The 26026-nt window shown below is 50.2% G+C and carries 22 protein-coding genes and 1 riboswitch; of the genes, 9 read left to right on the forward strand and 13 right to left on the reverse strand.

Annotated elements, in window-relative coordinates; translation table 11 throughout:
• Positions 1-35 precede the first annotated feature (35 nt).
• The gene (gene rpoB, locus H9Q78_RS06765; protein ID WP_249304520.1) at positions 36-3896 is read right to left on the reverse strand and encodes a DNA-directed RNA polymerase subunit beta; all 3861 of its coding nucleotides are present in this window, start codon (positions 3894-3896) and stop codon (positions 36-38) included.
• Between the two features lie 252 nt (positions 3897-4148).
• Here rpoB and H9Q78_RS06770 point away from each other — a divergent pair, with 252 nt between their 5' ends.
• Positions 4149-4589 carry a hypothetical protein gene (locus tag H9Q78_RS06770; protein ID WP_147596126.1) on the forward strand — a complete coding sequence of 147 codons (441 nt, stop codon included), beginning with the start codon at positions 4149-4151 and terminating at the stop codon, positions 4587-4589.
• Between the two features lie 138 nt (positions 4590-4727).
• The gene (locus H9Q78_RS06775) at positions 4728-6107 is read left to right on the forward strand and encodes an MATE family efflux transporter (protein WP_249304522.1); all 1380 of its coding nucleotides are present in this window, start codon (positions 4728-4730) and stop codon (positions 6105-6107) included.
• A gap of 89 nt (positions 6108-6196) precedes the next feature.
• On the opposite strand, the gene H9Q78_RS06780 is transcribed toward H9Q78_RS06775, so the two are convergent.
• From H9Q78_RS06780 to scfA, 6 genes are all read right to left on the reverse strand, one after another.
• On the reverse strand, positions 6197-6964 hold the full coding sequence (locus H9Q78_RS06780) for a formate/nitrite transporter family protein (protein WP_249304523.1): 768 nt from the start codon (positions 6962-6964) through the stop codon (positions 6197-6199).
• 189 nt (positions 6965-7153) lie between these two features.
• Positions 7154-7235, reverse strand: a riboswitch (ZMP/ZTP riboswitch).
• 55 nt (positions 7236-7290) lie between these two features.
• Positions 7291-7572 carry a preprotein translocase subunit YajC gene (gene yajC / locus H9Q78_RS06785; RefSeq protein ID WP_408635200.1) on the reverse strand — a complete coding sequence of 94 codons (282 nt, stop codon included), beginning with the start codon at positions 7570-7572 and terminating at the stop codon, positions 7291-7293.
• A gap of 26 nt (positions 7573-7598) precedes the next feature.
• On the reverse strand, positions 7599-8744 hold the full coding sequence (gene tgt, locus H9Q78_RS06790) for a tRNA guanosine(34) transglycosylase Tgt (protein WP_249304527.1): 1146 nt from the start codon (positions 8742-8744) through the stop codon (positions 7599-7601).
• A 12-nt stretch (positions 8745-8756) separates the two neighbouring features.
• A complete protein-coding gene (secD, locus tag H9Q78_RS06795; RefSeq protein WP_249304529.1) occupies positions 8757-10931 on the reverse strand; it encodes a protein translocase subunit SecD in 2175 nt (724 codons plus the stop codon).
• Positions 10932-10944: 13 nt separating this feature from the next.
• Complete coding sequence (gene scfB / locus H9Q78_RS06800; RefSeq protein WP_249304531.1) at positions 10945-12306, reverse strand: thioether cross-link-forming SCIFF peptide maturase; 1362 nt, start codon at positions 12304-12306, stop codon at positions 10945-10947.
• A gap of 189 nt (positions 12307-12495) precedes the next feature.
• Complete coding sequence (scfA, locus tag H9Q78_RS06805) at positions 12496-12639, reverse strand: six-cysteine ranthipeptide SCIFF (protein WP_147596131.1); 144 nt, start codon at positions 12637-12639, stop codon at positions 12496-12498.
• Positions 12640-12775: 136 nt separating this feature from the next.
• Between scfA and H9Q78_RS06810 the strand changes: the two genes are divergently transcribed.
• Positions 12776-13144, forward strand: coding sequence for a TIGR04086 family membrane protein (locus tag H9Q78_RS06810; protein ID WP_249304533.1), 369 nt, complete (start codon positions 12776-12778; stop codon positions 13142-13144).
• 116 nt (positions 13145-13260) lie between these two features.
• Complete coding sequence (locus tag H9Q78_RS06815) at positions 13261-14568, forward strand: HlyC/CorC family transporter (RefSeq protein ID WP_249304534.1); 1308 nt, start codon at positions 13261-13263, stop codon at positions 14566-14568.
• Between the two features lie 58 nt (positions 14569-14626).
• Here the strand turns inward: H9Q78_RS06815 and H9Q78_RS06820 are convergent, their stop codons facing one another.
• The 5 genes from H9Q78_RS06820 to H9Q78_RS06840 all read right to left on the reverse strand — a co-directional run bounded on the left by H9Q78_RS06820 (position 14627) and on the right by H9Q78_RS06840 (position 19831).
• On the reverse strand, positions 14627-15178 hold the full coding sequence (locus H9Q78_RS06820; RefSeq protein ID WP_249304536.1) for a putative ABC transporter permease: 552 nt from the start codon (positions 15176-15178) through the stop codon (positions 14627-14629).
• A gap of 125 nt (positions 15179-15303) precedes the next feature.
• Positions 15304-16737 (reverse strand): Asp-tRNA(Asn)/Glu-tRNA(Gln) amidotransferase subunit GatB, encoded by a 1434-nt coding sequence (gatB, locus tag H9Q78_RS06825; RefSeq protein WP_249304538.1) that lies wholly within the window; start codon positions 16735-16737, stop codon positions 15304-15306.
• The gene (gene gatA / locus H9Q78_RS06830) at positions 16730-18205 is read right to left on the reverse strand and encodes an Asp-tRNA(Asn)/Glu-tRNA(Gln) amidotransferase subunit GatA (protein ID WP_330595291.1); all 1476 of its coding nucleotides are present in this window, start codon (positions 18203-18205) and stop codon (positions 16730-16732) included. The genes gatB and gatA overlap by 8 nt, the downstream gene beginning before the upstream one ends.
• A 103-nt stretch (positions 18206-18308) precedes the next feature.
• Positions 18309-18605 carry an Asp-tRNA(Asn)/Glu-tRNA(Gln) amidotransferase subunit GatC gene (gene gatC / locus H9Q78_RS06835; RefSeq protein WP_249304543.1) on the reverse strand — a complete coding sequence of 99 codons (297 nt, stop codon included), beginning with the start codon at positions 18603-18605 and terminating at the stop codon, positions 18309-18311.
• Positions 18606-19246: 641 nt separating this feature from the next.
• Positions 19247-19831 (reverse strand): hypothetical protein, encoded by a 585-nt coding sequence (locus H9Q78_RS06840; protein WP_249304545.1) that lies wholly within the window; start codon positions 19829-19831, stop codon positions 19247-19249.
• A gap of 393 nt (positions 19832-20224) precedes the next feature.
• On the opposite strand from H9Q78_RS06840, the gene H9Q78_RS06845 reads away from it, so the two are divergent.
• From H9Q78_RS06845 to dhaL, 5 genes are all read left to right on the forward strand, one after another.
• The gene (locus tag H9Q78_RS06845) at positions 20225-21427 is read left to right on the forward strand and encodes a cupin domain-containing protein (RefSeq protein ID WP_249304547.1); all 1203 of its coding nucleotides are present in this window, start codon (positions 20225-20227) and stop codon (positions 21425-21427) included.
• Positions 21428-21463: 36 nt separating this feature from the next.
• On the forward strand, positions 21464-22321 hold the full coding sequence (locus tag H9Q78_RS06850) for a sugar phosphate isomerase/epimerase family protein (protein ID WP_147596138.1): 858 nt from the start codon (positions 21464-21466) through the stop codon (positions 22319-22321).
• A 115-nt stretch (positions 22322-22436) separates the two neighbouring features.
• The gene (gene rpiB / locus H9Q78_RS06855) at positions 22437-22889 is read left to right on the forward strand and encodes a ribose 5-phosphate isomerase B (protein WP_147596139.1); all 453 of its coding nucleotides are present in this window, start codon (positions 22437-22439) and stop codon (positions 22887-22889) included.
• A gap of 55 nt (positions 22890-22944) precedes the next feature.
• On the forward strand, positions 22945-23943 hold the full coding sequence (locus tag H9Q78_RS06860; protein ID WP_249304549.1) for a dihydroxyacetone kinase subunit DhaK: 999 nt from the start codon (positions 22945-22947) through the stop codon (positions 23941-23943).
• 45 nt (positions 23944-23988) lie between these two features.
• A complete protein-coding gene (dhaL, locus tag H9Q78_RS06865) occupies positions 23989-24630 on the forward strand; it encodes a dihydroxyacetone kinase subunit DhaL (RefSeq protein WP_249304764.1) in 642 nt (213 codons plus the stop codon).
• Between the two features lie 182 nt (positions 24631-24812).
• Here the strand turns inward: dhaL and H9Q78_RS06870 are convergent, their stop codons facing one another.
• Positions 24813-25934: a substrate-binding domain-containing protein gene (locus H9Q78_RS06870; RefSeq protein WP_249304550.1), complete on the reverse strand. Its 1122-nt coding sequence runs from the start codon at positions 25932-25934 to the stop codon at positions 24813-24815.
• Positions 25935-26026 lie beyond the last annotated feature (92 nt).

The following is a 26026-nucleotide window of genomic DNA, read 5'->3' on the forward strand; positions in this document are numbered from 1 at the left end:
CATGTCTCGGTATACATCCACGAATTATTAAGGATTTATTCTTCCGATTCTTCGGAAGAATCCTCTACGGAATCCTCGGCATAATCATCCTTCTCATCCACATTCGCTTTCACGCTTACCAGCTCGCCGCCTTCAAACTCCTGCTTCTGATAACCCATGGAGCTATAAGACTCTTCATAGTCATTGAACACCCGGTCGCTGTTGAGCAGTGCGTTGATGTCTGTATTCCCATAATCAGTGCTCTCAGTGATCTCTACCTCCGTGTTGTCATCGCGGAGAAGCTTCACGTCAAGCCCCAGGGACTGGAGCTCTTTCAAAAGCACCTTGAAGGATTCCGGTACGCCCGGCTCCGGGATATTCTCCCCTTTTATGATGGCCTCGTAAGTCTTCACACGCCCTACCACATCATCGGACTTCACTGTCAGAATTTCCTGCAGCGTATAGGCGGCGCCATATGCCTCCAGCGCCCAAACCTCCATCTCGCCGAAACGCTGTCCGCCGAACTGGGCTTTGCCGCCGAGGGGCTGCTGGGTGACCAGGGAATAGGGGCCGGTAGAACGTGCATGAATCTTATCGTCTACCAGATGATGCAGCTTCAGATAGTGCATGTGGCCGATGGTAACAGGGCTGTCAAAAAATTCACCGGTACGTCCGTCACGCAGTCTCACCTTACCGTCTCGCCGTATCGGAACACCCTTCCACAGTTCTCTGTGGTCTTTGTTCTCTTCCAGGAATTCCATCACGCCCGGATTCAGTTCATCTGTATATTTCTTCTTAAATTCATCCCACTCCATATTGACGTAATCATTCGCCAGATCCAGGGTGTCCATGATGTCGTCTTCATTGGCGCCGTCGAATACCGGCGTGGAAATATTAAAGCCGAGAGCCTTTGCCGCGAGAGAAAGATGGATCTCCAGCACCTGCCCGATGTTCATACGGGAAGGTACGCCCAGAGGATTCAAAACAATATCCAAGGGACGTCCGTTGGGCAGGAACGGCATATCCTCCACGGGAAGCACGCGGGAAACAACACCCTTGTTTCCGTGACGGCCCGCCATCTTATCGCCCACGGAAATTTTCCTCTTCTGGGCAATATAAATACGCACGGTCTGGTTCACGCCCGGAGACAGCTCATCTCCATTTTCTCTGGTAAATACCTTGGCATCCACCACGATCCCATACGCGCCGTGGGGCACCTTGAGGGATGTGTCACGGACTTCTCTGGCTTTCTCACCGAAAATAGCCCGGAGCAGTCTCTCCTCCGCGGTCAGCTCTGTCTCGCCCTTTGGAGTGACTTTGCCCACCAGGATGTCTCCCGCGCGCACCTCCGCGCCGATACGTATGATACCTCTCTCATCCAGATCCTTGAGAGCATCCTCGCCAACGCCGGGGACATCTCTTGTGATCTCTTCCGGCCCGAGCTTAGTGTCCCTGGCCTCTGCCTCATATTCCTCAATATGGACAGAAGTATAGACATCATCCTGTACGAGACGCTCACTGAGGAGAACTGCATCCTCATAATTATAACCTTCCCAGGTCATGAACCCGATCAGCGGGTTTTTGCCCAGGGCAATTTCTCCGTTGCTGGTGGAAGGACCGTCCGCGATCACTTCCCCGGCGGCAACCTTGTCGCCTTTAAACACGATCGGCTTCTGATTGTAGCAGTTGCTCTGGTTGCTTCTCTTGAATTTCGTCAGATGATAAACATCCCGTCCTCCGTTCTCATTCCGGATGACGATCTCATTGGATGCGGAGCGCTCTACCACGCCTGCATTTTTTGCCACCATACATACGCCGGAATCGACCGCAGCCTTGCCTTCCATACCGGTTCCCACAGCCGGGGCCTCGGTGCTCAAAAGCGGCACGGCCTGTCTCTGCATGTTGGACCCCATCAGGGCACGGTTGGCATCGTCGTTCTCCAGGAACGGAATCATGGCCGTCGCCACGGAAAATACCATTTTAGGCGAAACGTCCATCAAATCTATTTTTCTCTTCTCAAATTCGGAAGTTTCCTCACGAAAACGTCCGGAAACATTATTACGCACAAAATGGCCCTCATCATCAAGGGCTTCATTCGCCTGTGCAACAATATAATTGTCCTCTTCATCGGCAGTCAGATAGACCACGTCATCCGTTACCACAGGATTCTTCGGATTTGTGGTTTTGTCCACCACCCGGTAGGGGGCTTCCACGAAACCGTACTGATTTACTCTGGCGTAAGTGGCCAGGGAGTTGATCAGACCGATGTTGGGACCTTCTGGAGTCTCGATGGGGCACATTCTTCCATAGTGGGAATAATGTACGTCACGGACTTCGAAGCCGGCGCGGTCTCTGGACAATCCGCCGGGCCCCAGCGCAGACAGACGGCGCTTATGAGTCAGCTCAGCCAGAGGATTGTTCTGGTCCATGAACTGGGACAGCTGGGAGCTTCCGAAGAATTCCTTCACCGCCGCCGTCACGGGCTTGATATTGATCAGCGACTGGGGGGTGATCCCCTCAATATCCTGAGTCGTCATCCTCTCACGAACGACACGTTCCATTCTGGAAAGGCCGATGCGGTATTGATTCTGAAGAAGCTCTCCCACGGCGCGTATCCTTCGGTTGCCCAAATGATCGATATCGTCGTCGTTTCCGATGCCTTCTTCCAGATGCATATTATAATTAATAGAAGCAATGATGTCTTCTTTTGTGATATGCTTGGGAATCAGCTCATGCACATGTTTGTGAAGAGCCTCTTTTAAATCCTCTGCCGGCGCTTCGGCATATTCTTCCAGTATAGGTTTCAGCACAGGGTAGAATACTGATTCTGTAATACCGGCTTCCCTGGGATCGAAATCCACATATTTGGAAAGGTCCACCATCAGGTTGGAAAGGACTTTCACCTTCCTGGCTTCCGTCTGGATATAGACAGAGGGAACCGCGGCGTCCTGAATCTCCACGGCCAGGGCCTTGGATACCTTGACTCCTGCTTCCGCTATGATCTCACCAGTCTCCTGATTCACCACATCCTCCGCCAGGATATGGCCCGCGATCCGATTTTTAAAATGGAGCTTCTTATTAAATTTATAACGTCCGACCTTCGCCAAATCGTATCTTCTGGGGTCAAAGAACATACTATTAAGCAGGCTCTCCGCACTGTCAACGGACAGCGGTTCACCGGGACGGATTTTTTTGTACAATTCCAAAAGGCCATCTTCATAATTGTCTGAAGTGTCCTTCATAATACTCGCTTCAATCTTCGGTTCGTCGCCGAAAAGCTCGCGGATCTCTGCATTGGTTCCGATACCCAGCGCACGGATGAGGACTGTCACCGGCACCTTTCTTGTTCTGTCAACACGGGCAAAGAACACATCATTGGAATCCGTCTCATATTCAAGCCATGCGCCTCGGTTGGGGATAACAGTACAGGAGTACAGGGTCTTACCTACTTTATCATGGGCAATTCCGTAATAGATACCAGGGGAACGTACCAGCTGGCTGACGATGACCCGCTCCGCGCCGTTTATCACAAAAGAACCGGTGTCGGTCATGAGGGGCAGATCGCCCATGAAGATCTCATGCTCACTGATTTCATCAGTTTCTTTATTCATCAATCTGACACGTACCTTCAGCGGGGCCGCATATGTGGCATCCCTTTCCTTACACTCTTCGATGGTATATTTAATGTCGTCCTTACATAAGGTAAAATCGACAAACTCCAAACTCAAGTGTCCGCCGAAGTCTGCGATGGGAGAAATATCCTCAAAGACTTCCTTCAGCCCCTCATCGAGAAACCACTGATAAGAATCCTTCTGGATCTCGATCAGGTTCGGCATCTCAAGGACTTCTTTCTGTCTTGAGTAACTCATTCTTACGCCTTTACCGGCTTTCACCGGGCGTATTCTGCAATTTTCCATTGACGTTTCACCCCTGTTTTCTTTATAATCAACTACAAGTAATCATTTAACCATTCCAATCTCAGGGCACATGAGACCACAATAGTGCACATTCCATCTTAACATCTCGAAGTCAAGCTGTCAATTGATTTTTTCTTAATAATTGCCATATTTTACATGGTTTATGCGTTTTTCCTGCCTTATTTGCTTGCAACTCGTCCAAATTAATGGTATAATGCAAGGTGCGCGAAAAAATTTCAGGAGGTACCCTTTATGGCTTTGTGGTTAAAGATCGTAATCATCGTTCTGGTGATTGTCGTTGCCGCTCTGGTCGCTCTTTACATCCTGGGAACCAAAATGCAGAAGAAGCAGGCTGAACAGCAGTCCATGATGGAAGCCATGGCCCAGACGGTGTCCATGCTCGTCATTGACAAGAAGCGGCTGAAGATCAAGGATGCCGGATTCCCGAAAATGGTGTATGAACAGACCCCGAAATACTTACGAAGGGCGAAGGTCCCTGTGGTCAAGGCAAAGGTCGGGCCGAAGATCATGACTCTGATGTGCGACGAGCAGGCGTTCGCCGTTCTTCCTATTAAACAGGAAGCCAAAGTAGTCATCAGCGGCATTTACATCACCAGTGTCAAAAGCGTGCGCGGTTCTATCGTGGCGCCGCCCAAGAAGAAAGGCTTGTTTGCCCGTTTCCGGAAAAAGTGAGCCGAAGAACACGAACATTGACAGACTGCAACTTAAAAAGATTGCTCAAGGGGCTATATATTTTCTTTGTTTTCTGATTCAAAACAAAGGGATATATAGCCTCTTTCTATTACTTTAAATACAGAAAGGAAAATACCAATGAAAGCTTCAGCTACCACTGGGAATACTCCCTCTTCCAATCCACTCGGCAGCGCGAACATGTTCCCGCTCCTCCTCAAGATGGCCGTCCCTCCCATGCTGTCCATGCTCATCCAGTCTCTATACAATATCGTGGACAGCATCTTTGTGGCCCGTCTGAGCAGCGATGCCCTTTCCGCCGTTTCCATTATTTACCCCATACAGAATCTTTCCCTGGCGCTGGCCGTCGGGACCGGGGTCGGCCTCAATTCCTACATTGCCCGGAATATGGGGGCCGGCCGCACCTCTGCCGCAGAAGACGCTCCCGCTGTCGGCATGGTTCTGACCGGCATCCACTATGTGATCCTGGCCCTTCTGGCAAGCCTTCTCATCCGCCCCTTTGTCGGCATGTATACGCAGGATGCCTCCATCCGGTCCATGTGCTATTCTTACGGATATATCGTCATGATCTTTTCCTTCGGCCAGCTGTTCCATATCACGGCAGAAAAGATCCTGCAGTCCACCGGAAACATGACAGCTCCTCTCGTCCTTGTGGGAATCGGCTGCATCATCAATATCATTTTGGACCCGATCATGATCTTCGGCCTCCTGGGCTTCCCTGCCCTCGGGGTGGCAGGCGCCGCCATCGCCACCGTGACCGGTCAGATCATCTCCGGAGCCATCGGCCTTCTCATGGTAGCCAAGGGAAAGGCAGGGCTTCCCCTGCGCCGCCCCCACCGGGGCATGATCACCAGAAACATCCTGAAGCAGATCTATAGTGTGGCCATTCCCTCCACCATGATCATGGCGCTGCCCTCTGTTCTGGTCGCCGGCCTGAACCGGATTCTTTCCGGCTTCTCTCAGATGGCAGTCACCGTATTCGGCGTCTATTATAAACTGCAGACCTTTGTCTATATGCCGGCCAACGGCCTGGTGCAGGGCATACGCCCGGTCATATCATTCAATTACGGAGCCGGAAACATCAAACGGGAAACGGACGCCATCCGGATCTCTCTGATGATCTCCGTAGCAGTGATGGCTGCCGGCACTCTCCTGTCGCAGGCCATACCGGTCCCCATTCTGCAGATCTTCAACTCGGATAAAAGCATGCTGTCCATGGGAGAAACAGCCCTCCGGATCATCAGCATCGGTTTTATCCCCTCGGCCCTCGGAATCATTACCTCAGCGGTATTTGAGTCCATCGGAAAAGGCCTGCCCAGCCTGAGTGTCACGCTGCTTCGCCAGCTGGTCTTTGTTCTTCCTCTGGCTTTCCTTCTTTCCCGGGCATTCGGCCTGGACGGCGTCTGGACTGCCCTGCCTGTATCAGAAGCGCTCACAGCCGTATATGCCGGAGTCCTGCTCACAAAAGAGCTGAAAAAGCAGAGAGAAGTCCACTTTTAAAGATTTATGTGGTGTACGGATGCAAAACAGCGTGCCGTCTACCCACGGCACGCTGCTCTTTTTTTGATACCTTCTATATCTATTATCGTTTATTTTCTGCTGATCAGGTAGTAAGGAAGTGCGGTGAATACGATGCCTCCTACCATATTGCCCAGGGTAACGAACAGCAGATTATTCAAAACGCCGCCAATGGAGATCGCCACGCCGTTGGGGTCAAGGAGTCCAACGCTGAAGAATGTCATGTTTGCAACACTATGCTCACAGCTGCACACCATGAAGATCATGATACACCATACGGTCATGATCAGCTTGCCGGATTCGGATTTCATTTTGATCCCGCACCATACAGCCAGACATACGCAGATGTTGCAGATGATTCCTTTAAAGAAAAGCACAAGCGCCGGCGCAGAAGCTTTTGCCGCGGCAGCTGTTGCGAAATATGTACCGACATCACCGGTAGGAACCTTCGTAAAATGAAACAAGACGGAAATCAAAACAGAACCCACCAGGTTTCCGATATAGCAGAATATCCAGAGTTTGATGGCTCCGCCCCAGCTGATCTCTTTTTTCATGGCCGCGGAAGACATCACAAAGTTATTGCCGGTAAAAAGCTCGGCACCGGCCATGATAACAAGGCTCAGTGCGGATGCAAACAGGAAACTGGTGGTGATCTTCACCGCGCCGGTGGCCCCTGCCGCCGTCATGATACCGCCCATGGTAAAGCTTATGAGACCGCCAAGACCAATGAACATACCGGCCACCATGGCAGAGATGAAATAACCGAGCGGGTTATTTTTCATAAAATTCAGCTTGTTCTTTCCCGCATTCGCCACTGCTTGAAACTCGTCTTTAAACATAATACTGCTCCTCCTTTAAACGCGCCATCCTGCAGAAACCCCATTTTATACCTTCCGCACATGGCCTGTGTGATGTGGGCACCCACTTTGTCCAGCCCCCGCCCCCTCTGCCTCCACTCCGGAAACTCCGTCTGCCAAAGGCCTGCATATCCCTCCAGGATACAAAAAAGGACAGCATCCGTGATCTACAAATGCTGCCCAGACGGTCGGCTCATATGGGCTTCGACTGCACCGTGTTTCTCACGTTTGCCCGTCAGCAATCGAAACCTTCGTTCTATGTTAATAATATAACACACCTTCCAAAATACGTCAACCTCTTTTACCGATTATTCTGCAACTTCTGCTTTTTCCACATTGGCAATCGCAGTCTTCTCCATGGGGATACGGCAGTTCTTGTTGCTTCCGAACTCTACGATCACCACATCATCTGTGATATCGATGATAACGCCGTAGAAACCGCTTGTTGTCACCACACTGTCTCCAATCTCCAGGCTGGAAATCAGGGACTGCAGTTTTTTCTGCTGTTTTTTCTGGGGCCTGATCGCGATAAAATACATGAAACCGATGATGACCACAATATAAATAACCCAAAAACCTACACCGCCCATACCGCTGGCTGTCACAAAATTCATATTCATTCTCCTTTTTCCATTTCAGGACGGCTCATGCGCCCCAGTTTTTCTTTTTTATATTCCGCAAAACGATGCTCTTCAATCGCTTCCCGAATCTCTTTCATCATTGTATTATAAAAATATAGATTATGCAAGACGCAAAAACGCATCCCCAGCATTTCTTTGGCTTTCAAAAGATGGCGGATATAAGCCCTGCTGTACCGCCGGCACACCGGGCAGCCGCATCCTTCTTCTATGGGTCTGTCATCCAGCTCGTATTTGGCGTTGAACAGATTCATCTTTCCATGGTCAGTATAGACATGGCCGTGACGCCCGTTTCTCGTAGGATATACGCAGTCAAAGAAGTCCACGCCCCGTTCCACCGCTTCCAGGATATTGGCAGGAGTGCCGACTCCCATTAAATACGTGGGCTTGTCCTCCGGAAGATGCGGCACCGTTACATCCAGTATCCGGTACATCTCTTCATGAGTCTCTCCCACAGCCAGTCCTCCTACGGCATACCCGTCCAGATCCATTTCGGAAATGATATCCGCGTGCCGGATCCGTATGTCCTCCAGAGTTCCCCCCTGATTGATCCCGAATAAAAGCTGATGGCGGTTTATGGTATCCGGCAGGCCGTTCAGCCTCTCCATCTCCGCCTTACATCTGGCCAGCCATCTGGTAGTCCTCTCCACAGAGTTCTGAATATATTCCCTCTCCGCCTTGGCCGGCGCACATTCATCAAACGCCATGGCGATGGTAGAAGCCAGATTGGACTGGATCCTCATGCTTTCCTCCGGTCCCATAAAAATCTTCCGTCCGTCCACATGAGAGTTGAAATACACGCCCTCTTCTTTGATCTTCCGAAGCCCTGCCAGGGAAAACACCTGAAATCCGCCGGAATCCGTCAGGATCGGCTTGTCCCAGGACATGAACTTATGAAGACCGCCCAGCTTTTTCACCGTCTCATCTCCGGGCCGGACATGCAGATGATAGGTATTGGACAGCTCCACCTGTGTGCCGATCTGCTCCAGATCCGAGGTGGCCACGGCTCCCTTAATGGCAGCCGCAGTCCCGACATTCATAAAGACCGGAGTCTCTATCACACCGTGCACCGTTTCGAGCCGGGCTCTTTTGGCCCTTCCGTCCTTCGTCAATATTTTATACATAAATACCGCCTGTTATTTCGTTTCTTTTTTTCTCATCTTAGTCTTCATTAAGTACCAGATAGGGCCCGTCAGGAATACGGAAGAATACGCTCCGCACACAATGCCCACGATCAGCGGCAGTGCAAATTCCCGGATCGAGGACACGCCCATCAGAAATAGCACGAATACCATGATAAAGGTGGTCAGGGAAGTATAAATACTCCTGGTCAGCGTCTGGTTGATGCTCAAGTTCACCACCTCGCTCAGTTCAGCCCTGGCGCCCATGGCCTTCTGGTTCTCACGGATACGGTCAAAGATCACGATGGTGGCATTGATGGAGTATCCCACAATGGTCAGCATACAAGCGATAAAGGTATTGCCGACGCTCCACTTGGTGATGGCATAAAAGGCCAGGACGATCAGCACGTCATGGACCAGTGCCAGGACTGCGCTGGTCGCGAACCGGATATCCTTAAACCGGAACCAGATATAGATCAGCATGAATATGGTAGCTACCACCACAGAGAGAATCGCGTCTCGTTTCATCTCTGAACTTACAGTCGCGCTGATGCTGTCCGCCTTGATGCTCTCCGTATCAACCCCGTACGCTTCCTCCAGCTTGCTGTTCAGCTGCTCTCTTTCATCCACCGACAAGGTCCTGGTCTTTATGATGACCTCATTGGTGCCGCTCACCTTCTGCGTCTCAACATTGGCATCGCCGGTCACTTCCTCCACAAGAGGAACCACATCGCTGTGGATGGTCTCCATGGATAAATCTTCATTAAAGGTAACGTTAGTGGAAGTGCCGCCCTGGAACTCCAGGCTGTAGTTGAGGATGCTTCCCTGTTCTCCTCCCGCGTAAACGCCCATGGCCACAAAACCGGCAGCGATCACCACCAATGAACAGATGATGCATATATATTTTTTCTTGACAAAATTAATCTTCCTAGGCGCTTTTGCCTTGCCATACAGCTTCTCCGACTGGAAGCCTATATTATACAGGGACCTCAGCGCGAACTTCGTCACGACCAGGGCCGTGAACATCGAAAGTACGATACCGAGCGCCAGCGTCTGGGCAAAGCCTTTTACCGTACCGGAGCCTCTCCACAGAAGCACCGCCGCCGCGATCAGCGTGGTGACATTGCCGTCGATGATAGCAGACAGCGCTTTGGAAAAGCCTTCCTTGATGGCCGCCTGGACTTTACGCCCGGCCGCCAGCTCCTCACGGATTCTGGCAAAGATGATGACATTGGCATCCACCGCCATACCGATGGACAAAATGATACCTGCGATTCCCGGAAGAGTAAGGGTGATATCAAAAGCGCTCAGGAACACGATGACCAGAGCCACATAAAACGCCAGGGCAATGGCTGCCGCCACACCGGGAATCCAGTAGAGGAACACCATAAGCGCGGCCACTATGATAAAGCCGATAAGCCCGGCTTTTAAGCTTGTGGAAATCGCTTCTTCTCCCAGCTTCGCTCCAACCACGTTGGACCGCAGCTCTTTAAGCTCCAGAGGAAGAGAACCGATCCGGATGGTGGAGGCCAGATTATTGGCCGCTTCGTAAGAGCTCATCCCGTCAATGCTGCATTGTCCTCCTGTAATTTTCTCTTTCACGCTGGGGCTGCTCACGGTCTTGCCGTCATATACGATGGAAATCGTCTTGCCGATCATATTTTCCGTAGCGGTCGCGAACTTTCCACTGCCTTCATCGGTCAGCTGAAGGGATACGTAATATTCTGTAACACCTGTGGTCGAATTTTTCTTGCTCGCCGGCTGGGCCGTCTTCACGTCGTCGCCCGTAAGCACCACATTGCCGTCCGCGTCCTGAAAGGACAAAGATCCGGGCTGGCCGAGTTCTTCCAGGATCGCGTTAGCATCGGATACGCCGGGGATGTCCACATTGATCCGGTTGGAGCCCTCCTGGTATACTTCCGCCTCAGGGCTGTAAGTATCCACCCTCAATTTGAGCTTATAAATGGTATCTTTCATGTCCGTATCAGAGGGATTCTCATCCACTGTCTGATATGTGATGCTGACGCCGCCCGCCAGATCAAGGCCCAGCTTGATGTCACTCATGCTTCCGGAACCGTCCTTGCCAAGTCCCATTACCGCCGTATAGATGAATCCACCGATCACGGCCAGCAGAACGATCAGGCAGGCAATGCCCTTTCCGCGAGTTGAATTTTTCCTTGCATTCTTCATGGTCAATCTCCTTCTAATTCTCATCCGCCAGAGCGGCCTTTATCATGATCGCACATTCGATGCGTTTTTTCTGCATCTCACAGCCGATATCATAAGCGTCTGTGATGGAGCCGTGAAAATTGTAGGAATTGGCGGCGCAGCCCCCGCTGCAATAAAATCTGGCAAAACAATTCCTGCACTTTTCTTTTGCATACACATTGCAGAGCTTAAATTCATCCCGGACCTCCGTGTTCACCACTCCAGTATCCACATTTCCCAGAAGGAATTCCTCCTGCCCGACGAACTGGTGGCACGGGTACAGGTCTCCCCATGGAGTGACAGCCAGGTATTCTGTCCCTGATCCGCATCCGGAAAGACGCTTTGCCACACAGGGCCCCTGGCTCAAATCTATCATGAAATGAAAGAAATTGAAGCCTCTCCCATCTTGTTTCCTTTTTATGTATTCCCCGGCCAGCTTATCATATTCAGAAAGTATCCTGGGCAGGTCCTCTTCTCGTATGGAATAATCTGCCTCAGGAGGCGCCACCACCGGTTCCACGGAAATCTGGTCAAACCCTTCATCGGCAAAATGAAGCACGTCCTCCGAAAAGTCCAGATTATGCCTTGTAAAAGTCCCTCTGATATAATAACTTTTGCTGCCGCGGGCTTTGGCAAATTTTTTAAACTTGGGCATGATGATGTCGTAGCTGCTCCCTTTTCCGTTTCTTGTGGGACGCATCCTGTCGTTGACTTCCTTGCGCCCATCAACGCTCAGAACCACGTTTGCCATTTCCTTATTCAGGAATTCCGTGACTTCGTCGTCGAGAAGCATTCCGTTGGTCGTCATCGTAAATCGGAAGTTCTTATTAAATTCTTTCTCCTTGGAACGGCCGTATGACACCAGCTTCTTGACCACTTCCCAGTTCATCAGCGGCTCGCCGCCGAAAAAGTCCACTTCCAGGTTCTTCCGGTTCCCGGAATTCTCTATGAGGAAGTCCAAAGCCTTCCGACCCACCTCATAGCTCATGATAGCCCGGCGCCCGTGATATTCTCCTTCCTCTGCAAAGCAGTACTTGCAGCCAAGATTGCAGTCATGGGCCACATGCAGACACAGAGCCTTGACCACAGTCTTTCTGCTTTTAAAGTCTGTTACATACTGCTCATAGATGTCCTCCGTGAACAAAAGCCCTTCTTCCGAGAGCTCCTTGATCTCACTGACCGCTTCCCGAATATCCTCCTCCGGATACTTCCCCCGAAGCTTTTCCGCCGCAGCCTCCGGATTTTCTTTTTCATAAACGGCAATGGCATCATATACCACGTCATCCACTACATGGACGGCGCCGCTGCACACATCCATAACAATATTGTATCCATTGCTTTTATACTGGTGAATCACTGCCGGATTTCCCCTCTCTGTATACGTTGTACCGCAAAACAGCCCTCTCGCGCTACTCCCTGTTTCCAGAAGGCCTTGTCCGCGGGCTGTGCTTTCCTGTTGACAGAAGAAAGACACTTCGCATATGCAAAGTGCCCCCTACATGCCGTATTACGATAATGAGGGAGCGCGACCGCTCCCATCCTAACATTATTTATGATTTTCGCAGGACTGGTTCCCTACCGTACAGGATGTCTTGCATGCAGACTGGCAGGATGTCTGGCATTCGCCGCAGCCGCCTTTTTTCATGGACTCCTTTAACGTACTGGAAGTTAATGTCTTGATTCTCTTCATTGTCCTATCCTCCTATCTAAACCTGATTTGAGTCATTATAGCATATAATCTTCCATAAGAAAAGGTCTTTTTCCAAATATTCCTTCATATCTTGTCTTAAATCCACTATAAATTCTATCAGAAAGAAGGTAATCCCATGGCTTCCGTTCCCAAGAGCAAACCTCTGTCTCTCATCCGTTCCCTGCTGTCTTCCTATGTGCTCACAGGAGTCCTTTTACTGCTCCTGTCCTTTCTGCTTTATAAGATGAAGCTTTCCAAAAACCAAATCCACATAGGAATCTACGTCATCTATGTCCTTTCCTGTCTGTTCGGAGGCTTCCTGGCCGGAAAACAGACAAAGGCCAGGCGTTTCATGTGGGGAGGCCTCTCCGGCATCCTCTATTTCGCCGTATTGTTCCTGATCTCTCTGGTCCTTCATCGGGGCATCCAGACAGGGATTCCCGGAATTCTCATCTGTTTCTGCCTCTGCGCCGGCTGCGGCACACTGGGGGGCATGTTCAGCTGACCTGTCTTGACATATGGACGTCCTTAGTGTAAAATCATCCTTACCATCCATAGACTGGGAATATTTTCCCTCTGTGCCTGGCAATACATTATTTATAGAAAATGGAGTGATGATTTTTGGACCCAAGTGACGTCATACAGATTGTCGTTCTTCTCGTGCTGTTGTTTCTGTCTGCGTTTTTTTCTTCTGCGGAAACAGCCCTTCTGTCCATGAGCAATGTACGGATCCGTACTCTGGTCGATGAAGGAAATCAGAAGGCAGTGACCCTGGAAAAAGTAGTGCATAACAAAGGCAAGATGCTGAGTGCCATCCTGATCGGCAATAATGTGGTGAACCTGAGCGCCTCTTCCTTGATCACCTCGCTGGTGATCAAAAAATTCGGCAATGCTTATGTCGGCGCTGCCACCGGCGTGATCACCCTGCTGATTCTGATCTTCGGAGAAATATCACCGAAGACTATGGCTACTTTAAAGGCAGAGAATATCGCGCTTAAATTTGCCGGGATCATTTCTGTATTAATGAAGATTCTGACACCTGTAATCTTTATCGTGAACCTGCTGGCAGGCGGCTTTCTCCGCCTCATGGGCATAGATCCAAACGCCAAATCTGACACCATCACCGAAAATGAGCTGCGTACCATCGTGGATGTAAGCCACGAGGAGGGCGTCATCGAGAGTGAAGAGCGGTGGATGATAAACAATGTGGTGGATTTCGGCGACGCCCAGGCCAAGGATATCATGGTACCGCGCATCGACATGGTGTTCGCCAGTGAAGACGCCACTTACCAGGAGCTCCTGGAAATCTTCCGTGAAAATATGTTCACCCGTGTCCCGATCTATCGGGACACCACCGACAATGTCATCGGCATCATCAACATGAAGGACTTGCTGTTTTATAAAGAAGATACGCCCTTCAACGTACAGGATTACCTTAGGGAAGCCTACTTTACCTATGAATTTAAAAAGACCTCTGAGCTTTTCATTGAAATGCGTCAGAATTCCGTGAGCCTGGCCATTGTTCTGGATGAATACGGCGCTACCGCAGGTCTGGTGACACTGGAAGACCTCCTGGAGGAGATAGTCGGGGAGATTCGTGATGAATACGACGAGGACGAGCTTGAAAGTCTCCAGAAGATCAACGACCTGGAATACCGGGTGGAAGGTTCCATGAAGCTGGACGACATCAATGAAGCCCTGGGGCTTGACTTATCTTCTGAAGACTATGATTCCGTGGGAGGCCTCATCATCGGAGGATTGGATCATGTTCCTGTGGCCGGTGAAAGCATCACCGAAGACGGCATCCGCTTTGTGGTGGAAACCATGGACAAAAACAGAATTGAATGGGTGAAGATGTATCTTCCCGAAAAAACAGAAGATGAAGAAGATCATACAGAACCCACTGACGATAAAGAAGAGACCTTATGATACGATAAAAGCCCCTGTGCTGACTGTAAAACCGGCAGCGCAGGGGCTTTTTTATCCTTTATTCAGTTTTCACTAAAATTCCGTCTTTATCCAGGCCTTCATTCCGCCTGGCTCTCATGATACAGTACACAAAGTCCGATACGTAATACAGAAGCGCTGCTACGATCAGGACCTTACCCAACGCCATGCTGTAGCTGTCAGCCAGGCGTACCACAGCCTTGTGGAGGAATGCGAACAGGAACACCGCATAAAATCCCCACGCGATCGTGCTCTCCAGGCAGATGATTCCCTTATAATTGAAGGGTTTTTCCTTGTAGTCCCACCAGACCGCGCCAAACACCTTCAGCATAACATGAGCGGTGATGAACTCCAGAGTCGTCGCCATCAGGGTTCCCAGAAAATATACGGCTACGTAGTTCCCGGATACCGGACTGAGGATGAAGTATGCGGCCAGCGCTCCCACTCCATAGATCGGGCAGATCGGCCCCCTTACAAATCCGCGGTTGGTCAGCTTCCGGTTACAGAGGGACATATAGATGGACTCCACGATCCATCCGAGGACACTGTAGATCAGAAACCAGTTGGCAAAGTGGTAAAAATCAGTTGTCAAAAACGGGGCATCCCACATAAATGAGCTCCTCTCTTTAGACTTTTTTAAGAATCTTTATAGTTTCTTCATTGCATTACCCACTTTACCATACTTCGTTCTGTTTTACCATAGCTTTTCTATGAATATTATTTTAAAATTTCCAGAAGGATCTTATTCACCATGGCAGGATCCGCTTTCCCCTTCATGGCTTTCATCGTCTGTCCCACGAGGAACCCTATGGCTTTTTTCTTGCCATTCCGATAATCTTCCACGGACTGGGGGTTGCCTTTCACGATCTCTTCAATGGTCATCCTGAGCGCGCCCTCATCCTGTACCATGGACAGCCCTTTTTCTTCCACATAGCTGACAGGATCGATATCTTCCCCAAACATGATCTCGAATACTTCTTTCGCCACGGTGCGGTTGATCTTCCCCTGTTCCACCAGACCGATAAGTGCGGCCAGATGGGACGGGCTGAAACAGATATCCTCAGGCTCCGTATCTGTCTCCTTCAGCAGTCTCATGGTCTCAACCATGAGCCAGTTGGAGACTTCCTTCGGCTTACAGCCCAGTGCGATAGTCTCCTCAAAGATATCTGCCATTCGTTTGGAGGAGGTCAGGATATCGATATCGTATTCCGGAATTCCATACTCCTCCTTGTAGCGTTTCCGTTTTTCGTCCCGAAGCTCCGGCTGCTTTGCTCTAATTTCCGCCAGCCACTCATCACTTATGACCACCGGCACCAGATCCGGCTCCGGAAAATACCGGTAGTCCTGGGCGTCCTCCTTGGAGCGCATGGCATAAGAGCATTCTTTGCTGTCGTCCCATCTCCTGGTTTCCTGGATCACTTTACCCCCGTCCTCCAGTATATCGATCTGGCGGCTTCGCTCTCCTTCTATGGCCCTTGCAATGGCCTTAAATGAATTCAGGTTCTTCATCTCTGTCCTGGTGCCAAATTCCTCTGTTCCCGCCTCGCGGACCGACAGGTTTACATCCGCCCTCATGGAGCCCTCCTGGAGCTTACAGTCGGAGGCTCCCAAATACTGGATGATCAGCCTCAGTTTATCCAGATATGCGATCACTTCCTCCGCGGAGCGCATATCCGGCTCGGACACGATCTCGATCAGCGGTACCCCGCTTCTGTTGAAATCGACCAGAGTGCAGTCCTCCCACTCGTCATGAATGAGCTTTCCGGCATCCTCTTCCATATGGATCTCATGGATCCGGATGGTTTTCTTTCCTTCCGCCGTCTCAATCTCTATGCCGCCGTCTCTGCATATCGGCAGGTACAGCTGAGAAATCTGGTAGTTCTGGGGATTGTCCGGGTAAAAATAGTTCTTTCGGTCAAATTTACAATATTGGGTAATGGCGCAGTTGGTCGCCAGCCCTACCGCGGCAGCATATTCCACCACCTGTTTATTCAGAACCGGCAGGGAGCCGGGCATACCTGTGCATACCGGACACGTATGAGTGTTTGGTTCGCCGCCGAACTCGGTACTGCAGGAGCAGAAAATCTTCGTCTTAGTGGCCAGTTCTACATGGACTTCCAGTCCGATGACTGTTTCGTACTGTTTACTCATCTTTTCCAGCTCCTTTCTGCGCCAGCGGGCATCTTTCATAATTCCTCGTACATTCATACGCGTACGCCGCCCGGAAAAGCTTCTTCTCCTGGAAGCAGTCTCCGATCAGCTGCATTCCTATAGGCAGTCCATTTCTGCCGGCGCCGCAGGGCACGCTGATGCCGGGCAGGCCCGCCAGATTTACCGATATAGTATAGATATCTCCCAAATACATTTTGATGGGGTCGCTCAGGCTTTCTCCCAGCCGCGGAGCCGCGGTGGGCGCCGCCGGTCCCAGGATCAGATCATATTTTTCAAAAGCCTTATCAAAGGCTTTCTTGATCAGCGCTTTTGTGCGGAGCGCTTTCAGATAATACGCATCATAGTATCCGCTGCTCAGGACGAAGGATCCGAGCATGATCCTCCGCTTCACTTCTTCTCCGAACCCTTCGGAACGGGTCTTTTTGTACATCTGATGGAGTCCCGCATAGTCTTCTGTGCGGTAAGCATACTTTACCCCGTCAAACCGCGCCAGATTGGAGCTGGCCTCCGCGGAAGCAATGATATAATAGGCAGGGATCGCATATTCCACCAGGCTCAGGTCGAATTCCTCCAGGACCGCTCCCTTTGCTTCCAGCGCCTTTGCCGCTTTCAGGACTGCTTCCTTCACTTCGCTGTCCAGTCCTTCTCCAAAATAGTCCTTCGGAATGCCGATCTTCATACCTTTCACATCGTCCACCAGGGCCTCCGAGAAATGATAATCCTCCCTCGCCACACTGGTGCTGTCTTTTTTATCATGGGATGCAATCACTTCCAGGATTGCCGCACAATCCGATACATCCTTCGCTATCGGTCCGATCTGGTCCAAGGAAGAACCATAAGCAATCAATCCGTAACGGGATACTGTGCCGTAGGTGGGTTTGATCCCGGTCACGCCGCAGAAAGAACTGGGCTGCCGGATGGATCCGCCGGTATCCGATCCCAGCGCATACGGACATTCTTCCGCCGCCACAGCCGCGCAGGAACCGCCGGAAGAACCGCCGGGTACATGCTCCGTATTCCAGGGATTTTTGGTGACTCCAAAATGCGAAGTCTCCGTAGTACTCCCCATGGCAAACTCATCCATGTTTGTCTTCCCAACGATCACCGCGCCGGCTTTTTCCAGATTTAAGACTGCTTCTGCCGAATAGGTCGGCTTGAAATTTCCCAGTATTTTAGAGCTGCAGGTGGTGAGAAGCCCCTCCGTGCACATATTGTCCTTAATGGCAACGGGCACCCCGGCCAAGGGGCCGTCAAGTATTCCGCCGTCAATCTGTTTTTGCACCTCATCGGCACGTTTGAGAACAGCTTCTTTATCCGCCACAGTCACGAAGCTGTGGATTTCCCCTTCCCTCGCCTCAATGGCCGCCAAAGAGGCTTCCGCCGCTTCTCTTACGGTGACTTCCTTCGCCTTTATCTTTTTTCCCAGCTCAACGGCTGTCAGACTCATCAGATTCACAATATTTCCTCCTTTATCCCAATCTTTCCCGGCATCCTCATGACTCCCGAATCTATTTCATCCGGCTTCAGTGCCACTGCACAAGGCCGCAGACTCATTCCACAGTCTTCGGCACCTTATAGCAGCCGTCTTTTTTGTCGGGCGCGTTGGCCAGCATCTGCTCCCTGTCGTCGCCGTTCGTCACAACGTCTTCCCGGAACACATTATTGACCGGAAACACATGGGACATCGGCTCCACGCCCTCCGTATCCAGCTCGTTCAGCATATCGATATAGTCCAGCATATTCGCCATATCCTTTTTGGCATTTTCCTTTTCCTCCTCGGAAAGCTCCAGCTTGGCCAAAATCCCCACATATTCAATCGTCTCGTCCGTAATCACGTTCTTTGCCATACCATACTCCTTTCTTTCCACTGTCCTGCATTTATTCTCACTCAATTATTCTAAAAATTTCCGGCGCCTTAGACTCTCTCGCCATGCCGACTCCCTTTTCCTCCAGGGCTTCGCCCTGTCGGTCGCGGGATTCTTCTGCCTACGCTTCCGGCGCCTTAGGCTCTCTCGCCATGCCGACTCCCTTTTCCTCCAGGGCTTCGCCCTGTCGGTCGCGGGCGTCGCCCTATGCCGGAGCCGCTCTTTTCGTCCTCGTGCAAGCACGGCCGGAAAGAGCAGCTCCGGCGCATGGCTCGTTGCCTTCGCGTAAAAAATCCCGGAACATACGTAATGTATATTCCGGGACGAATTGACTCCGTGGTACCACCCGAATTAAAGCACAGTCTGCATGCTGCCGCTCTCACTCTTCACTTAACGCGTGTCACGGGTAAACCTACTCTGTTCAGAATACCGGCTCCCGGGTGTTCCTCATCCTCATTCCACCTGACGGCGCTCTCAGTCGGCGGCGCTGCCTTCCTGTCATGTTCCAAAGGATAAAGTCCCGTTCTTTGTCTTTCTCTGTCTTCCTATTATATACAGCATTTCCGGTTCCCGGAAATTGCTCTTATCGTACCACAGTTTTTCTCATATGACAAGGGGGAGTTTCACGATTCTTCCCCTTCTTCCCCTGCCTTTTCTTCATCGGAATCCGCGGTGTCTGTTTCCTCCTCATCTGCGTCTTCATCGTCGGCAGGATTCTTATAAACCGCCGCTTTTGACGCAATGGACATCCTGGGCTGTTCCTGCTGTACGGCCGCGCCGAACAGTCCTCTTCTGGGAGCGGGAGCCTCTTCTCCATTCTCAAGAGCCGCCTTCTCCGCCTCTTCCTTTTCTTTTTCATTCAAAATCTTGTATCCCTTATAAGAAGTATAAAGCACCCAAATAGCCGTGACTGCGAAAATCACAATACACACGATGCTGATTATCCGATGGACTCCCACCACCACACCGTCGTAGGTCAATTCTTTTCCAATGGAATACGAGGTATAGAGCAGATAGAAAGCCGCCACGACCCGGAACATGAGGACCATCTTTTCATTTCGTTCCCTTTTCTTTCTGCCGAAGAGTCCTCTCTTCTCCTCTTTTTCTTCTTCCTCCGGGGCTTCTTCTCCTCCGGACAGAGACGCTTGTTCCAGCTCCTCCGTTTCCGCTGCCTCTATTGTTTCTTCTGTTTTCTTTTCTTCTTCCAAATCATACCGCCTTCCCAAATATCCTCCCGGGGAATTCCTGCCGGGGGCACATTTTATATCACTGCATCATAGTTATTTATTTTATCATTAAGTATAGGGAAAAGGCAATCTTTTTATAATATTTTCACAGAAACGTCTAAAATTTTTATTCGTTTTTCTTATTCATCATAATTTACAGGGGTTTTCTTATTGTACTTTAAAACTCATTAGTAATTATTAACAAATTTATTATGTCTTTCATGTGAAAAATGACCGTTTTCTCTTGACAATTTCCGTTCTTGCGTGTAATCTATAGTTAGGTTACTGGGAAGTATTGTCATATTGCACAGTAGACCTGTTTTTGTCGGCAATGATTAAACTGATATAAAACTTATTTTAAGGAGGCGTATTGTTTTGTCAAAAGAAATGATCAGAAAAGTATTTGAAGACGGTGAGGGCGTTTTACAGTTAACACCTACCTGGGTGCCGAGGGGATTCAACGAACCCGGCCGCAGATTAAGACTGCATCCCGATGATTATTATGCACTCGGCATGGACCGCGGCGGCATTTGTGAAAGATGGCTGGGTTCCCTGGCTAAGGCTCTGAACGGTCCCAAGACCGGTGAAACAGAAGGCATGAGTTATGTCCTGACGGATAAAGCTTCCAAAGCCACTGAACTTTTCAAGGATTTTGTGGACGAGCTGGGAGCTGATCTGATCGGCGACAGTCTCATGGACAAGTACGGCACATGGCCTACGTTTGCTAAACTGTATGATTATGACAAGCCCTTGTTCCATCATCTGCATCTGACCGAGGAGAAGGCGAATAAAATTGGTATGCACGGCAAGCCCGAGGCATATTATTTCCCGCCTCAGTATAACTGCTCTTATCTTGGCAGATTCCCTCTCACCTATTTCGGTTTCGATCCTTCCACCACAAAGGAAGAGGTTATGGAATGCCTGAAGAATTATGACGTGAAGGACACAAGGATCACGGAGCTTTCCCGCGCATACCGGATTCAGCTCGGAACCGGCTGGTATACCCCCGCAGGCGTTATCCACGCACCCGCGTCTCTTGTTACATATGAGCCTCAGTGGAACAGCGATGTAAACACCATCATGGAGAATGTCACCATGGGTGAGGTAAATCCTCATAACCTCCTGACAGACTGCGCTCCTGAAGAAGAAAAAGACGATCTGGATGCAATCTTCGCTCAGATCGACTGGGAAGAGAGTACTCGTCCCGACTATAAAGAAACTTATTTCCGCGCGCCTAAGACAAGATGTGAATCTGATGAAGCCGTTGAAAAGTGGGTCGCTTATGCGAACGAATGGGTTGCTGCCAAAGAAGTCACCGTACTTCCCGGCCAGAGCTATGTGTTGAAAGATGCCGCCTGCTACTGCGCGCTGGTATCCCAGGGTCACGGTACCTTCGGCAAATTCGAATGCCAGGCTCCTGAGCTGGTACGTTATGAGGACCTGACCGCGGATGAATTCTTCGTATCGGAAGCTGCTGCGAAAAAGGGAATCAAAATCACAAACGGAAGCTCCTATGAGCCCCTTGTGATCCTTCAGAACTTCGCAAACAACAACCCCGAAGTACCGGAAACCGTTTAATCTAAACTGTGAAAAATGATATTTGGAGGGCAACCAATGTATTTTAAATTTGGCGTAGACAGCTTTATTTGGGCTGAAAGCTTCAGTGAAAAAGATTTATGGATCATCCCCAAAGCAAAAGAGATGGGATTTGAGGTCATCGACTTCGCTATCTCCAACCCTTTTACGTTCCCGACAGAGGCCGTAAAGAAAGAGCTCGACAAGGTCGGCATCGACTGCGTATGCACGACGACCCTGACTCCGGAGACCAACCCGATCTCCCCCGATCCGGAGATTCGCAAGGCTTCCGTAGCAGCCATGAAAAAATGCATCGACATCTGCAATTACCTGGGAGCTCCCATCCTGGGCGGCGTAAACTACGCCGGGTGGGGATATCTGACTAAGAAACCCCGCACCGAACAGGAATGGTCCTGGGCTGTGGAATGCATGAAAGAAAATGCGGAATACGCCAAAGCTACCGGCAATGTGACCATTTGCGTAGAGTGTGTAAACCGTTTTGAGACTCATTTCCTGAACATCGCGGAAGACGCTGTTAAATTCTGCAAGGATGTGGGAACCGGCAACATGAAGGTCCATCTCGACTGCTTCCACATGATCCGCGAGGAGAAGAGCTTTGCCGGAGCCGTAAAGACCTGCGGCAAGGAATATCTGGGTTATATTCATGTGAATGAAAACGACAGGGGCATCCCCGGAACCGGCCTTGTACCGTTTAAGGAATTCTTCCAGGCCGTACACGAAGTTGGATATGACGGACCGCTGGTCATCGAATCCTTTGACCCCAGCTTTGAAGAACTGTCCGGCAACTGCGCGATCTGGCGTTCCTTCGCTCCTACAGGCGAGGACCTGGCCCGCGACGGCCTGGCAAATTTAAAGGCCATCGCTGCCGAACTGTAAACTGAGCTAATACCAATATGGAAAAGTAGGGGTTCCTTATATTCCCGATCAAGGTAATATGGCCCGCAGAATGTAACCTGTCCTGCGGGCTATTTTAAAGAAAGAGGTAAATGTTATGAAGATTGCGATTGGTTGTGATGAAGCTGCTTATTCTTTAAAAGTAGCCGTCATGAAACATCTGGACACAAAAGAGGATGTGGAGTATAAAGATTTCGGCGCCGAGGCCGGCGAAGTGATCCTCTATCCCGATGTGGCCCAGAAAGTAGCTGAAGCTGTGGCAAGGGGAGAATTCGACAGAGGCATCCTGGTCTGCGGCACCGGCATCGGAATGTGCATCACCGCTAACAAGGTACCTGGCATCCGCGCTGCTGTATGCCACGATCCCTTCTCCACCGAACGCTCCAGAAAGAGCAACAACGCTCAGATCATGTGCATGGGCGAACGTGTCATCGGTGTTGAACTGGCGAAATACCTGGTGGATATCTGGCTGAAATGCGATTTTTCCGGCGGCGGCTCCACCCCTAAAGTAGAACGCATTATGGAGGTCGAAGCCTCCTATCGTAAATAAATTCCGGCTTCATCCGGATTACAACTCACTTAATTTTTGAAGGGAGAATCATTCCATGAATAGAATCGTCAATGATCCGAATTATGTAGTAGAGGACATGTTAAAGGGCTTTGTAAAAGCCAATTCCGACATCGTCGCAGCAACTGAAAATTCCCGTGTGTTAAAATACGTAAACGCGCCGGTAGAAGGCAAGGTAGGTATCGTGACCGGAGGCGGTTCCGGCCATAAGCCCGCTTTCATCGGTTATATCGGAAAGAATATGTGCGATGCCGTAGCTGCCGGGGAGATTTTCTCCTCACCTACCGCAAAAGCGTTTCTGGACGCGATGAGAGCCGCTGATTCCGGAAAAGGCGTTGCCTGCCTTTACGGCAATTACGCCGGCGACAATATGAACGTAAAGATGGCCGTGAGAAGCGCCAAAAAAGAAGGAATCACCGTTAAGACCGTCGTGGCCAACGACGACTGTGCATCCGCTCCTAAGACAGAGCTGGAAAAGCGCCGCGGTGTTGCCGGCGAGGTATTGATGTGGAAAGTCGGCGGCGCAAAGGCTTCCATGGGAGCAGACCTGGATGAGGTTATAGCAGCTGCTCAGAAAGCCATTGATAACACGCGTTCTGTGGGCATCGGCACAGCTCCTTGTACCATCCCCGCCGTTGGACATCCCAACTTCACGATTGAAGACGGAACTATGGAAGTCGGCATCGGCCATCACGGCGAACCCGGCATTAAGGTTGAGCCCATCAAAACAGCAGATGAAATGGCAGTTGAGATGCTGGATATCATCCTTCCCGACCTGCCTTTCGCTTCCGGAGATGAAGTTGTCGTTCTCCTCTCAGGCCTTGGCGCTACTCCCGTCATGGAGCAGTACATCGTATACAACAAGGTAGAAGAAGTGCTGGCTGAAAAAGGCATCAAGGTATATAAAGCGTATGTAGGCAACTACTTTACTTCCCTGGAGATGATGGGAGTCACATTAACCGTTATGAAGCTGGACGATGAACTGAAGGAATGCATTGATATGCCCGCTGATTCCGTAGGCCTTAAGCAGTTATAATCCTTCCGTTAAGATTCCACGATACAATGATAAAAAGGAGAAATCATCATGAATTTCAAAAACAGCGAGGCTGGTTCTGTAGTCCTTGGACTGATCAAGACGATTCAGGACAACAAAGATTTTTTAAGTGAAGTAGACGGCAAGATCGGCGATGGCGATCACGGCATCAATATGAACAAAGGCTTCACGATGACCGGAGAAAAATTAGCCGGCAAAGAGTTTAACATGTCCGAAGGTTTAAGCATACTGGGCGCTACCCTTCTGGAGGATATCGGCGGTTCCATGGGCCCTCTGTACGGCGTATTCTTTGATGAGATGTCCATGGCATGTGAAGATAAAGAAGAGATCGACGCAGATGTATTCAAGGATATGATCTGCAACGCCGTGGATGGCGTAATGGACATCGGCGGAGCAAAGCCCGGCGATAAATGCCTATTGGATGCCATGGTCCCCGCAAGAGACGCATTCTGTGCCGCTCTGGAAGCCGGCAAGGATTTCAGCGCCGCTCTGGATGATCTGAAAGTGGCCGCTAAAGAAGGATGGCAGTCAACCGAAGGCATGATCGCCAAGATTGGCCGCGCCAGCCGTCTGGGCGAAAGAAGCCGCGGTGTTCTGGATGCCGGCGCTACCAGCTCATACCTGATGCTGACTTCGCTGGCAGATTCCATGCAGGCGCTGATGAAATAATATTGAACCATATTTTATAAGATGAATACGCATAGGGAGCGGGTCCTCATCCACAAGGACCCGCTCCTTTATATTATATTCTATGACAAATCTCTAAATTATCTTGCATTGAAACAAGAAGGGCATGTGCGGAAAGCACATGCCCTAACTTTATGTATTCAGATACCGAACAACCCTCAGGATTATTTCAGGAATTCGTCTACATTGTCCTTGGTTACCAGAACGAAGTCAACCATAACTTCTTTGCTTGCGGGAGCAGTTCCTGCAACCATGTCTGTGATAACCTTAACAGCTGCTGTCATCTGGCCAACGCCGTCCTGAAGAACGGTAGCGCCAAGCTCACCAGCTTTGATCATTTCAAGAGGAGTCTGGTTTCCATCTACACCTACGCAGATGATGTCGCTTCTGCCAGCTGCGTTACAAGCAGACTGTGCAGCGGAAGACATATCATCATTATCGCAGATAACAGCTACCAGCTCATCGCCGTATTTAGCAATTGCATTAGTTGCAGCGTTTGCAGCCAGGTCGCCCTTCCACTGCGTATCTTCATCAGCAACCATCTCGAATTCCGGATGAGGATCCAGAACCTTGTGCATACCTTCTGTACGCTGAATCTGTGCGGAGTTTCCTAAGATACCGTTGCAGTGAATGTACTTGCCGCCTTCGGGGCAGTTATCCAGTACCCACTGTCCAAGCAGAGTACCTGCATATACGTCATCAGAACCGCAGTATGCAAGAGCAAGGTCGTCGGTGCTCGTGGTCTTGGAGTTTACAACTACTACGTTGATTCCTGCTTCAGACATCTGAACTACAGCGGGGTCAGAAGCTTCTGCCTCTGCGGGCAGGATGATAACAAAGTCACATTTCTTAGCGATACAGTCCTGTGCACAGTTAATCTGTGTAGGAGCATCGGTATTGCCGTCCAGGATGCCTGTCCACTCATCAATGGTTCCATCTGCTACCAGGCCATCGAAGGTTGTTTTTGCATATTCATTGATGGGGCCATGGAAGGGGTCAGTCAGGTTCTTTGAGATATAACCAACGATGATCTTGCCGTCGCCGTTCACATCAGCCACTGCTTTTCCTTCTGCCGCTTTTGTTGTCTCTTCCTTTGCAGCGGTCGTTTTCTCTTCTGCTGCTTTTGTCGTCTCTTCCTTTGCAGCGGTCGTCTTCTCAGCTGCCTTCGTGGTCTCTTCTGTCTTCTTGTCTCCACAAGCCGCCAGACTGAGTACCATCATTGACGCTAAAAGTACTGCCAACACTTTTTTCATTTCTTTTTCCTCCTTTTTTGTTCGCCTGAACATATCAGGCTCTTTGTTTATATTACCACATTTATCCTATTAAGTCAACGTGGTTTTATAACTTATTACCAATGGATTCCAGACATTTTTCCCGA

The organism is Qiania dongpingensis (assembly GCF_014337195.1).
In the GTDB taxonomy this organism is placed as follows: Bacteria; Bacillota; Clostridia; order Lachnospirales; family Lachnospiraceae; genus Lientehia; species Lientehia dongpingensis.